The sequence below is a fragment of the Lysinibacillus sp. AR18-8 genome (assembly GCF_001705465.1).
Lineage (GTDB): Bacteria > Bacillota > Bacilli > Bacillales_A > Planococcaceae > Lysinibacillus > Lysinibacillus capsici.
Window position 1 is genome coordinate 92,251 of record NZ_MDGU01000009.1, and the last position, 11,501, is coordinate 103,751.

General features: G+C 37.9%; 11 protein-coding genes. 4 read left to right on the forward strand and 7 right to left on the reverse strand.

The features are described from left to right. Position 1: 1 nt before the first annotated feature. A complete protein-coding gene (eno, locus tag BFM98_RS08455) occupies positions 2-1,294 on the forward strand; it encodes a phosphopyruvate hydratase (protein ID WP_048390885.1) in 1,293 nt (430 codons plus the stop codon). Positions 1,295-1,605: 311 nt separating this feature from the next. Then, a complete protein-coding gene (locus BFM98_RS08460; RefSeq protein ID WP_066037095.1) occupies positions 1,606-2,136 on the forward strand; it encodes a DUF6241 domain-containing protein in 531 nt (176 codons plus the stop codon). A gap of 416 nt (positions 2,137-2,552) precedes the next feature. Here BFM98_RS08460 and dltD read toward each other — a convergent pair whose 3' ends face one another. The 7 genes from dltD to BFM98_RS08500 all read right to left on the reverse strand — a co-directional run bounded on the left by dltD (position 2,553) and on the right by BFM98_RS08500 (position 10,114). Then, a complete protein-coding gene (dltD, locus tag BFM98_RS08470; RefSeq protein ID WP_066037096.1) occupies positions 2,553-3,728 on the reverse strand; it encodes a D-alanyl-lipoteichoic acid biosynthesis protein DltD in 1,176 nt (391 codons plus the stop codon). After that, the gene (gene dltC, locus BFM98_RS08475) at positions 3,725-3,958 is read right to left on the reverse strand and encodes a D-alanine--poly(phosphoribitol) ligase subunit 2 (protein ID WP_016994756.1); all 234 of its coding nucleotides are present in this window, start codon (positions 3,956-3,958) and stop codon (positions 3,725-3,727) included. The genes dltD and dltC overlap by 4 nt, the downstream gene beginning before the upstream one ends. Positions 3,959-4,000: 42 nt before the next feature. Then, on the reverse strand, positions 4,001-5,164 hold the full coding sequence (gene dltB / locus BFM98_RS08480) for a D-alanyl-lipoteichoic acid biosynthesis protein DltB (protein ID WP_036078787.1): 1,164 nt from the start codon (positions 5,162-5,164) through the stop codon (positions 4,001-4,003). Further along, positions 5,161-6,636, reverse strand: a complete 1,476-nt coding sequence (gene dltA, locus BFM98_RS08485) for a D-alanine--poly(phosphoribitol) ligase subunit DltA (RefSeq protein WP_066037097.1) — start codon at positions 6,634-6,636, stop codon at positions 5,161-5,163. The genes dltB and dltA overlap by 4 nt, the downstream gene beginning before the upstream one ends. A gap of 17 nt (positions 6,637-6,653) precedes the next feature. Further along, entirely contained in the window at positions 6,654-6,791 is a 138-nt protein-coding gene (locus BFM98_RS08490) for a teichoic acid D-Ala incorporation-associated protein DltX (protein WP_004228095.1), read from the reverse strand. A gap of 280 nt (positions 6,792-7,071) precedes the next feature. Then, the gene (locus BFM98_RS08495; RefSeq protein WP_066037098.1) at positions 7,072-8,718 is read right to left on the reverse strand and encodes an alkaline phosphatase; all 1,647 of its coding nucleotides are present in this window, start codon (positions 8,716-8,718) and stop codon (positions 7,072-7,074) included. A 148-nt stretch (positions 8,719-8,866) separates the two neighbouring features. Beyond that, positions 8,867-10,114, reverse strand: coding sequence for a transglutaminase domain-containing protein (locus BFM98_RS08500; protein ID WP_066037099.1), 1,248 nt, complete (start codon positions 10,112-10,114; stop codon positions 8,867-8,869). Positions 10,115-10,319: 205 nt separating this feature from the next. Here BFM98_RS08500 and secG point away from each other — a divergent pair, with 205 nt between their 5' ends. Both secG and BFM98_RS08510 read left to right on the forward strand, forming a co-directional pair. Next, entirely contained in the window at positions 10,320-10,547 is a 228-nt protein-coding gene (gene secG, locus BFM98_RS08505) for a preprotein translocase subunit SecG (RefSeq protein WP_004228101.1), read from the forward strand. A 188-nt stretch (positions 10,548-10,735) separates the two neighbouring features. Next, complete coding sequence (locus tag BFM98_RS08510; protein ID WP_004228103.1) at positions 10,736-11,482, forward strand: alpha/beta hydrolase; 747 nt, start codon at positions 10,736-10,738, stop codon at positions 11,480-11,482. Positions 11,483-11,501 lie beyond the last annotated feature (19 nt).

An 11,501-nucleotide genomic window follows, 5' to 3' on the forward strand; every position in this document is an offset into this window, starting at 1 on the left:
TATGCCATTTATTACACAAGTTTATGCGCGCGAAGTTTTAGACTCACGTGGGAACCCAACAGTAGAGGTTGAAGTATTTACAGAATCAGGCGCATTTGGCCGCGCAATCGTACCATCAGGTGCATCAACAGGTGAATACGAAGCGGTAGAATTACGCGATGGTGACAAATCTCGTTACCTAGGCAAAGGTGTATTAAAAGCAGTTGAAAATGTAAACACAATTATTGCGGAAGAATTAGAAGGTAACTATTCTGTTCTTGATCAAGTAGTCATCGACAAAGCTTTAATCGAGCTAGATGGCACAGAAAACAAAGGCAAGCTTGGTGCCAACGCAATTCTAGGTGTATCCATGGCAGTTGCACATGCTGCGGCAGATTATTTAGATGTACCTCTTTATCAATATCTTGGTGGGTTCAATTCTAAGCAATTACCAGTACCAATGATGAACATCCTAAACGGTGGTGCTCACGCAGATAACAATGTAGACATTCAGGAATTCATGGTTATGCCTGTTGGTGCAGAATCATTCCGTCATGCATTACGTATTGGCGCTGAGATTTTCCATAGCCTAAAAGCTGTTCTAAAAGCAAAAGGCTACAACACAGCAGTAGGTGATGAAGGTGGTTTCGCACCAAACCTAGGCTCTAACGAAGAAGCAATTACAGTGATCTTAGAAGCGATTGAAAAAGCAGGCTACAAACCAGGTGACGAAGTGAAACTTGCAATGGACGTAGCATCCTCTGAACTATTCAATAAAGAAGATGGCAAATACCACTTAGATGGTGAAGGTGTTGTCAAAACTTCTGAGGAAATGGTGGATTGGTACGAAGAGTTAACAAATAAATACCCAATCATTTCAATTGAAGATGGCTTAGACGAAAACGACTGGGCTGGACACAAGCTATTAACAGACCGTATAGGCAATCGCGTACAATTAGTAGGTGATGACCTATTTGTAACAAATACGAAAAAATTATCAGCAGGTATTGAACAAGGCGTAGGAAATGCCATCCTTATCAAAGTAAACCAAATCGGTACGTTAACTGAAACATTTGAAGCGATCGAAATGGCGAAACGTGCAGGTTACACAGCGGTTATTTCTCACCGTTCTGGTGAATCAGAAGATGCGACAATTGCTGATATCGCTGTTGCAACAAATGCTGGTCAAATTAAAACAGGTGCTCCATCACGTACAGACCGTGTAGCTAAATACAACCAACTTCTTCGCATCGAAGATCAACTTGGTTCAACAGCAGAGTATCTTGGTTTAAATTCATTCTATAACTTAAAATAAGTATTTGATTGAAGAGAAAATACTTTGAATTTAGTAATACACAGCTTTTATATTTGAACCATGTTGTACATTTAGGCTTATGTATTGCTTCAACCTCTGATTTATAAGTGTGATAAACACTTGTAGATTGGGGGTTTTTTTATTTGCTAATCTAATTACAGATTAAACTTATTCAATTAGAACAACCGAAAGCAGTGGACATTAAGTATCTATTCATTGAAACCTATTACAACATTCTGTTATTATTTAACCTAATTAACTAATACCAACCATATTTACATAATGATAAAAAATTACTGAGGGGTAATAACATGAAGAGAAAAACCAAATCGGTTATTAGTATCATTGTAATATTAATTATTTTCGGTGGAGCATTTAGTTACATCAAATTCACTGAGCATATGAATAAATCTACTCCCGAGGAAGAAAAAACAATCGCTGGATATGTTGAAGTAACTTCTAAGGATGGAACTGTTCTAAAAAAAGAAAATGAATTATATCCAGATGACCTAATAGAACACAAAATGAACGAAACCATTCATAGTATGTCTCATCAGAAGGTTGAAGCGGAAATAAAATGGGGTCACGAGCAAATAACACAAGAAAAGGTTGACCGATTGTTAGCTATAGCCAAAGAAAGCAATTATAAATATAAAGAGCTTTACATTTCAATATTGGAAAGATGGTCGAAGGGTGATTTTTCAAATGCAGTTGACGACCACAATTCCATATGGGAAATGCAAGGTGGCGATGAAGAAGCTTCAGGGAAAGCAATTCGTCTATTAACTCCATCTGAAGAGCAAGCTTATATTCAACACAATTTAGAATATGACTTATATTGAATACCATTTTGGGAAAGATAAATAGGCGAATTTCAAAAAATGCCTCAAAGTTAATTCAAACTTTGAGGCATTTTAACATATAAAAAAGATTAACGTGAAGCGGCATGAGCAGGCCAATACGGTGCAGGTTTCAACATCGTAGCGCAAGAGGTAAGGAAGCTTTTTAGTGAGACAGCTACAGCAACAGAACAAATTGAAACCTCCCTTAAAACGATCACGAGTAATATTCAAGCACTTATGGAAAGCATGGAGCAAATTGGAGCAGCCTCTAATGATCAGGCAGAGCAGGTTCAACAATTTAGTGAAGCTATTGAAAAACCTAAATGAGATAAGTGAGCAAATGGCGCTTTACATAAAAGGTCTCTTACGATAATAAGAAAAGACAGTCTACTAATATTAGACTGTCCTGACTATTGTTATGGCTGTGACCAATGCTGATCTAGTTCTTGATCGAGATAGACCCAGCCCTTCCAGGCAATATGAATCGTATCCATAATAAAGTAAGGATCATATTCATGATCTGAAAAATCAACATAGGCAACCTTTGCATCCTTTAATACTTGCTCCATTTTATCGTAATACTTTTGACGACGTTCCTCAGGATAGCCATTATAATCATACCAATAGCCATTAACTGGAATGGAGACGAATAGTGGTTTGGCACCTGCATCCTTTAAAACATCGATAACTAGTTGGAAATCCTCATATTCAGGAGAGTTTGTATAATCCTCTTTTTTTCGTATATCTTTAAACTTTGAAAATTTAGCATTTACAAGTCGCTGATAGGCGCGATCTTCAATCATATAGTCGTTGGATACACGCTTCTCCCCATATGCCTCTGCATGCTGCAATTGTTGCTTAAAGCTTTGATTGGCAATCAGCTTGTCATTACTTTTTAATGCATGACCTTTACGTGGGAAAATGGAATAATATAAATCCTTCTTTTCTAGTAACTCCTTGTGGAAACGCCCCGCGACCATGGCCATACGTCCAGTAATTGGTTTTTCCTTGCCGTTAGACATTTGATATTGGTACATGGTCTTTAAGAGGCGATCTCGTTTGACAGTATCAAATTCAAGTAGGCGCTCCATTGCTCTTTTACGAAGGTTGGCATCCATCTCCTGATTAAAGGCTAAATCATAAGCATGTAACATGGAATAATTCGGTGAAAAGTGAAATTCACCCATGCCCTTCTCTGTAAACCACTGAGGGGAGATGATAAAGACCACTTTTTTATCCTTTAAATTCTTTTCTTGTGCTGCGAAATTCAAGAAGTGAGTAATGGACTGCATGCCTCCACGCCCAATCATAAATGTCGAATACGGAGCATCAGTTGCTCGCGTATAATTGTATGGATGGAACGGATCAAAACGGTTTAATTCCGAGGAGCCATAAAGTGGCATGGAATTAGGCTCCTGCAACATTCGCTCCTGTAAATATGTGCCCTGAAATACAAGTGGAGACATGTTCGTTTTGGCTTGCTCCACATCCTCATTGGATATCCATGCTTTAATCCAAGCATTAGGAAAAAAGACAAAGCCAGTAAAAAGAGCAAATGCAATAAATAAAGAAAGAAAGCCTTTTTTGATCATTGTCTTTCAGCTAATTTCCCTGCTATTCGATTAGGCGTATTCCATTCTTCACGATTGAAATCAGTAATAGGGACAGAAATATTAAAACGGTTTTCAATTTCAACTAATAAATTAATTGTCCCAAACGAATCTAGTAAACCTTCTTCAAATAAATCAATATCTGGATTTTCTACAATAATTTCATCTTCACATAACTCGACTAGCATTTCTAAAACTTGTTGTTGATCCATTAATAATTCTCCTTTAGTGAACAGGCTCTTATAGCCCTTTGTTTAAAATAATGTGCCAGAAAAAATATAAAAGCCGAAGCATACAGCATGAAACGTAATGATTACGCCAATAGCATGCGTCCATTTATTTTTTGGCCAACGCTTATGCTTTTTATTCCAGCGTTCAAATTTATCAAAGCTGATAATCAATAGGGCATGATAGAGTCCATAGACCACAAAGTGCCATTCCAGACCATGCCAAATACCCATTAAAAAGAATAGTAAAAAGAAGCCTATATACGAAATAGCAAATTTATTTTTTAGCCATTTTTTCTTTGTCATCCAAAGGACAAAGCGCATATAGACATAATCCCTAAACCAGAAGGAAAGGCTCATATGCCAACGATTCCAAAAATCTTTAATATTGCGGCTGGCGAAAGGGCGATTAAAGTTAATCGGTGTTTGGATACCCATTATCCGGCTCACACCAACAGCAAATGCACTGTAGCCAGCGAAATCAAAGAATAAGTAAAAGCTATACATATACATATACGCTAGCTGTCCCTGAAAGGGTGTCAAATAGTTATACGTATGGTTAGGCAAATAAATAAGCGTGTAGTTGTAAATTAAATAAGCCAAAATAAACTTATATAAAAAGCCGACAAAAATATAGTTAATGCCACTCAATAGCAGCTTTTGGTAATCCTCCGAGGAAGGTACGGTATGAAAATCCTTTGTAAAACGACGCCAACGATCAATAGGTCCCGATGATACGGTAGGAAAGAATAATAAGAAATAGACTAGCTCTACTACCGAAATTTTCTCTTTCATCAAGCCATCACGAGTTTCTAAAATCATTTGCACCGCTTTAAACGTAATGTAGGATACACCTAGGAAGCCAAATACATGATGTAACCCGAGAATCGGCAAAACCTTCACAAGAATCAGGGGTAATATGGATAAAAGCACTGCTATTATAAAAATGGTTCCGCTATTTTGCTGAAGTCGGTAACGCTGATAAGCCACAATAAGTACTACCTGAAAGACAGTAAATAATACGAGCGAGATGGTCCCATTCATTGAATGTCCGAAGATTAATGCTAAGACAATGACCGAAACAAAAAGATTATAACGTTTCGAAGATTTGCCTCGTAACCCTAGGAGGATAGTAGGTAGTAATAAAAGTCCGATGATCACAAAAAATGCTATATTTCCATAAGGCGTCATACTGTCTCCATAACCGCCAATCCTTTACGATCTATCTTACCATTTGGATTTAGTGGTAAAGCGTCCATATATTTAAACGTTTTCGGTATCATATAGGCAGGTAAGTACGCCGATAAAAGTGCCTTCAATTGCTTTGTCGTTTTGAAGGCTGCTCCTGTTAATGGCTCATGTAAAACAATATGGGCACTAAGAGAAATGATTTCCTTCTCTTTATAAACAGGTACAACAACACAACTTGAAACAGGTGGCAGGTTATTGATTTGTTTTTCAATCTCTTCAATCTCTAAACGATAGCCATGTAATTTCACTTGGAAATCCTTACGACCTGAAAAGAACAAATAACCATCCTGCTCATAACCTATATCACCCGTTTGATAGATGCGATCGCCATCCACGATCGGGAAAGCCTTCGCTGTTAATTCAGGCGCTCCCAAATACCCTGCGCTAACGGTTGGCCCCGAAATAATAATTTCTCCATCTTCTGCTACAGAAACGTTTGGCTCCGTTATAGGGGCAATCGGTAATTGTTCGAAGCGTGCTACTAGCTCTTTCGTCACCTTTACATAGGATACAGCCACGGTTGTTTCTGTAGGACCATATAAATTATAAATTGTTGCCTGTGGAAAGCGGAGCATCAACTCGTTACATACCGCTATCGGTAAAACCTCTCCGCAAAATAAAAAAGTATCCAATGCAGGCATGAGTTTTTGATTCCATTCTTTGTTCATCAAACACATCTTGGCAAAGGAAGGAGTAGAAGTCCATACACGAGTATTTGACATCGCTAATGAATCAAACAATGCTTTTGGATTAGCAATTTCTTGCTGTGTAATCGCATAAAGCGTGTGTCCACCAACAAGAGCTGGGTAGAGATCCATAACAGATAAATCAAAGGAATAAGGTGCTTGATTTAAAAATACGCCGTCTTGCTGTAAAGGGAAGTGTTCCTGCATCCACCTAACAAAGTGTGTTAGATTACTAGCTGTTATTTGTACCCCTTTTGGTTGACCTGTTGAACCAGAAGTGTAAATAATATAATGGATATCCTCATCTCGAACCCATGTTGCGGATGATAGGATCACGTCCTTTGAGGAGGCATCCAGAATATCATGCACTGCCATAACTGGCAGGTTCAACGGCATCTGTAATAGCTCTGTTGTCAATACTAAACCTGCTCCAGAAGCTTCTGTAATGAGCTGTAATCTTTCTGATGGTGTTGACAAATCAACAGGCACATATGGATGGCCAGCTTTTACAGCTCCGATAAACGCAACAATTTGTAAGGGGGACATATGTCCATAAATGACAATAGGCTGTTGTCTCCGCAACTTAAGCTTCATTAAATAATCGGCAAGACGTTCCGATAAATGCCAAAGCTCACTATAAGTTAAGGAGGCATTGTGAGTCTGATAAGCAGTTTTTTGTGGCTGCTGGAGGGCCACACGTTCAATAGCTGCCAAAATACTTAACATATTTTAATCTCCTTTATTTAAAATTCCGTATATATAAATGGTCCAGCGTTCATATCATGGAAGCCATGTATAAGAAACAACAGTACCAAAACAATCAAATAAAACAACGTGAAGCCAATAAAGCGTAGATACTCATTATTTTTGATGGATTGCATTTGTCCACCTCCAATGAAAAAAAGTATAGGATTAAACTTTCAAAAAATAGTAATTTACTAGTTAAAAATCCTTACCTTATGTTTTTAACACTGATTTGACGGAATGTGGAGAAAAATGTTGCTGAATTAAGATGAATTCAGTAAATCATAAGATTAATTTAAGGTAAATTTAAGGTTTTGGGGGGGATACGTAGAGTTTACAAATTATTGGCTGGTTTACTTATGTAAAAAAAGCACGAACATAAGGGAATAATCTCAACTTATGTTCGCGCTATTATTTTTATTTCACTTCATTAATAACTTTTTTAGATACATAAAATTCAGAGCCATTGTAGACATTGATTGTATCAAAAGTATGAGTCTTTGCCGTGTTTGTTGAAGTTTGTTCATAGATCATCGTGTTTTTATTGACTGGAATTTTCACTGTAACATCTGCTTTTTGTGCAATAAATGTTGGGTTTTCTTTATTCGATAAGTCAATTTTTGTTGTAAATCCTTTTTCCGTAAATGCCTTCGTTGCAGGCACATATAAATCATTTGTTAATGTGTTTAAGTCAAAGCCCATAAAGCGTGCCATTGTATGGGCTAAATCAGTGTTTTCTACTAATCCTGTCAATTTAGAAGGACCAAATGAATATAAGAATACATCTTCACCCGTATGGCCACCTGTTGTATAACCAATGTTTGCACGATTGGCTAGCATTTTTACCATTTCATTGCCTAAGTCTTTAGCAGACTGTAATGTTTTAAGCTCGTCCTCCGTTAATGAATCTAAGCCATAAAGAGCAGCGACCTCAACTAAATTCGAGCGATCTTCTTTTAGTTGGCTTAAAGCTCCTTCAATGGTCATTGTAGCTTTTTTTAACGGGTCGATGTACGCAGAGACTGGAATGCTGGAATAGGTACTAGTAGTGTTAGCGTTCCCCATCGTAATGCCACTATTTCCATGATCAGTTACTGCGATGACTAAAGTATTACCATCTTCCTTCGCAAAATCAACCGCTTCTTTCACTGCATCATCAAACGATAAAATATCGCTAATAATACCAATAGTATCGTTGGCATGTGCAGCCCAGTCAACCTTACTACCTTCTACAAAGAGGAAGAAGCCATCCTCATCCTTTTTCAGCGTATTGATTGCTTTATTTGTCATTTCAGCAAGTGTAGGCTCAGATGCTCTTGTTTTAGCACGATCTAAATCATAAGCAAGTGCACTTGGCGCAAAGCTTCCCCAAATTTTTGAGGATTGACTGTTAAATAGCTCATCGCGCGTTTTAACGAGATCATAATTTTTTTCATTCAAAACCTTGATTAAATCCTCGCCATCTTGACGAGCGTTTTTCGATGTGCCTGGTGAGAGTGATTCCAGTCCACCACCTAAGACAACATCAATATTTTGGTAAACCTGCTGCTCTGCTATATCACCATATTGACTTCTATTGTTGACATGGGCAGAAAAACCAGCTGGTGTAGCATGTTGAATTTCGGAAGTAGAAATTAATCCAGTGGCCTTACCTTGCTGCTTAGCTCCTTCTAGCACATTGGCTACAGGTCGGAAGGCATCTTCCTTAGCGATTTGCGTTAATCCAGGGGAGTTGATCACAGAGGGCAGCACACCTATATATTTATCGTTCGATTTATGCCCAGTTGCTAATGCTGTCGCAGCAGGAGCGGAATCGGTAATGGCAGATTCAGCAGAATATGTGCGCATAGCACCCGATAAAATTTCATCCATTGCTAGGCTTTCACCTTTATACCAGCGGGAAAGGGTGACAGCATTATTACTGCTACCATCCATCACAAGCATAATGACATTCGTCGGTTTCTTTACTTCGGCTGCATGTACCTCTTGCTGTGGGATACTAACTGCGGATAAAGTCACTGCACTTGCTAAGAACAATGAAGTCCATTTTTTTGCGTATTTCATGATTTTCCTCCTTTAGGTGAATTCAATTGTAAGTGTAAAGGAATGGTGTAAAGCTAGCGTTAAAGGTTTGTTAATGGAATATGGTAATTATGTAAATATTGGGGAAGGAAAGAATCTGTGTAAAAATCACACAGATTCTTTTGGGGCATTACAAATTTTCCTGATGTTGTGCGCCATCAATTGTTTCATAATATAAAATGTCTTCTTCAATGTACAAGTTGAGGACTTCATCTTCAAATAAGACTTCTTCGGAGCCGTCCTGGACATTAATTTTTGTTAAATAACCGGCATTGTCATAGTCACTGCAATAAATGAAATCATCATAAGTAGCTAAATAATAGCATGCCGTTTCTGTAATTTGATTGTTTTCATTTGTTTCTAAATTATAGGAATAGACCATATTATCATTGATACTATTATAATAAATCACATCATCCACAGTATTGGCATACCACATATCATGCATAAAATCATAATTGTTATTTGTAGCAGTAAAATAATTTTCTTTTACCCATAAATGATCTTGGCTTAGTTTTTCATCACTGACTAAAAAGTATTCATAGGAAATCGCATAAGGCTCCGCTGAATCCACGTCATTCCACGTTGTATCAAGATGATACCAATTGCCATCGATACTGACTAAATTCCAAGCATGCAGCTGATCCTCACTATAGCCATATACGTATTTAGCTTCTACATCCGATGCTAATAGTAGGCGATAAGCTAGTAGAGCATAGGCTTGACATACCGCAGTTTCCTCGTCTATCAGCTCAAAAGCCGTTTGTCCCTCAGTAGAGCCTTGTTCTGTATAAGTGGCTAATTGTACGACCGTATCATTAATGATTTTAGCACGTTCAAAATCTGTCATATCTGTCGTAATATACTGTTCAGCAAAAGCCTCTACATATTGATCGACCTTTTGCTCCTTTTTGGCATCTGTTAAGTAATCAATCGACAACTCTACCAAATAGCCATCCTCGGTTTCCCAAGCCGTCCATTCATAAGTAAGAAAATAACCAGCTGTATAGGGATCAACGAAAGAAAGCAGGCTATTTAAGTCATTCAGCTGCACCTCAAAATCTTCGAAGTTTAGCTTCCCGGTATAAGGGACTTCAAAGTGCTGTTCAAACTTTGCTACTTGTTTTTCGACTTTTTTAGTGAATTGTAGTAAGGCAGGATCATCCTTAAATAATGAGGTTGAAAAAAGATCATTAGGTGAAAAAGAGGCAGATAACGCTTTACTTTCTGGCTTCTTCATATCATTCTCTGTTTCTTCTGCTAAGGTCGTAGTTGTTACATCCTCTTCCTCAAGAAGTAGGTCAATGGCCTTTGAGCATGCAGTAAGAAACGGAATCATGCAGCATAGCACAAGCAGCGCTGCTATTTTTTTATTCATTTTCCCACCCTCCAAAAAAATTCATTTTTGCCATTATAGTTTAATTTATAGGGAGTGACATCCACAAATAGTAGCATAAGTCGACAAGGATGGAAGCATGAGGCGGAAAATTTCCAGCAAAACATAAAGCGAAGTTTGTCATCACAACCTTTTTTTGTTATAATGTAGTCTGTTGTGATGTTTCAAAGTTCGGGAGGTGCAGTGAATGCATACAGTAGTATTAGTTTCATTAGTTATCGTATCATTAGCGTTAATCGTTGTGGTATTACTTCAATCTAGTAAAAGTGCAGGCTTATCAGGTGCCATCTCGGGTGGAGCTGAGCAACTATTTGGAAAGCAAAAAGCACGTGGTATGGATTTAATCCTTCACCGTGCAACAATTGTGTTAGCTATAGTGTTCTTTTTATTAGCAATCGCTATTACAAAAATCTAATAGTTGAAGATATATCGCCTAACCGAATTGGTTGGGCGTTTTCTTTTATCATTGTTAAATGGTAAATTCTCTCTCTGGAGTAATAAATGAATGGTAATGCAATAACCAATGTCATCCGCTGGGCATCATTGAGATGACGAGAATGGGTATAGTATGTATAAGTGTTTTAGAATGAAGGAGTGCTTACAGTGAACAAATCATTATCACAGCCATTTTTCTTTCAGGCAGGACCACGTGCTGTTTTATTATTACACGGCTTCACAGGAAGCTCTGCAGACGTACGAATGCTTGGTAGATTTTTAGAGAAAAAAGGGTATACTACATTAGCACCTCACTATAAAGGTCACGGTGTGGAACCAGAAGAACTAATCACAACAGGTCCAGCAGACTGGTGGCAGGATGTTATTGCCGCCTACAAACAGTTACAGGATGCTGGCTATCAGGAAATAGCCGTTGCTGGCCTTTCATTAGGCGGTGTTATGGCATTAAACGTTGCATTAAATAATCCTGTTAAAGGAATTGTGACAATGTGTGCCCCTATGACAATGCGTACAACCGACGTTATGTTTGAGGGTGTCTTGAAATATGCAAGGGACTATAAAAAGTTCCAAGGGAAACAGGAAGAGCAAATTGAAGCTGAAGTTGCAAGCATTGCTGACAAAGGCATGCCATCTCTACAGCAGCTACGAGAATTTATAGCTCGCACTCGTCAAGAAATTGACATGATTTACGCGCCTATTTTCGTCGTACAAGCTACAAATGATGAAGTAATAGAGACAGAATCTGCCAACATTATATATAATCAAACTGAGTCACTTGAAAAGCACATCAAGTGGTATGAAAACTCAAAACATGTTATTACATTAGATCAAGAAAAAGATCAATTACATGAGGACATTTATCGCTTTTTAGAAAGCCTAAATTGGGCACAATAATTATAAATAGGATTTTCTC

Coding starts and splice junctions, on each gene's coding strand:
- eno (WP_048390885.1), top strand. CDS start 2: ATGCCATTTATTACACAAGTTTATGCGCGCGAAGTTTTAGACTCACGT.
- BFM98_RS08460 (WP_066037095.1), top strand. CDS start 1,606: ATGAAGAGAAAAACCAAATCGGTTATTAGTATCATTGTAATATTAATT.
- dltD (WP_066037096.1), bottom strand. CDS start 3,728: ATGATCAAAAAAGGCTTTCTTTCTTTATTTATTGCATTTGCTCTTTTT.
- dltC (WP_016994756.1), bottom strand. CDS start 3,958: ATGGATCAACAACAAGTTTTAGAAATGCTAGTCGAGTTATGTGAAGAT.
- dltB (WP_036078787.1), bottom strand. CDS start 5,164: ATGACGCCTTATGGAAATATAGCATTTTTTGTGATCATCGGACTTTTA.
- dltA (WP_066037097.1), bottom strand. CDS start 6,636: ATGTTAAGTATTTTGGCAGCTATTGAACGTGTGGCCCTCCAGCAGCCA.
- BFM98_RS08490 (WP_004228095.1), bottom strand. CDS start 6,791: ATGCAATCCATCAAAAATAATGAGTATCTACGCTTTATTGGCTTCACG.
- BFM98_RS08495 (WP_066037098.1), bottom strand. CDS start 8,718: ATGAAATACGCAAAAAAATGGACTTCATTGTTCTTAGCAAGTGCAGTG.
- BFM98_RS08500 (WP_066037099.1), bottom strand. CDS start 10,114: ATGAATAAAAAAATAGCAGCGCTGCTTGTGCTATGCTGCATGATTCCG.
- secG (WP_004228101.1), top strand. CDS start 10,320: ATGCATACAGTAGTATTAGTTTCATTAGTTATCGTATCATTAGCGTTA.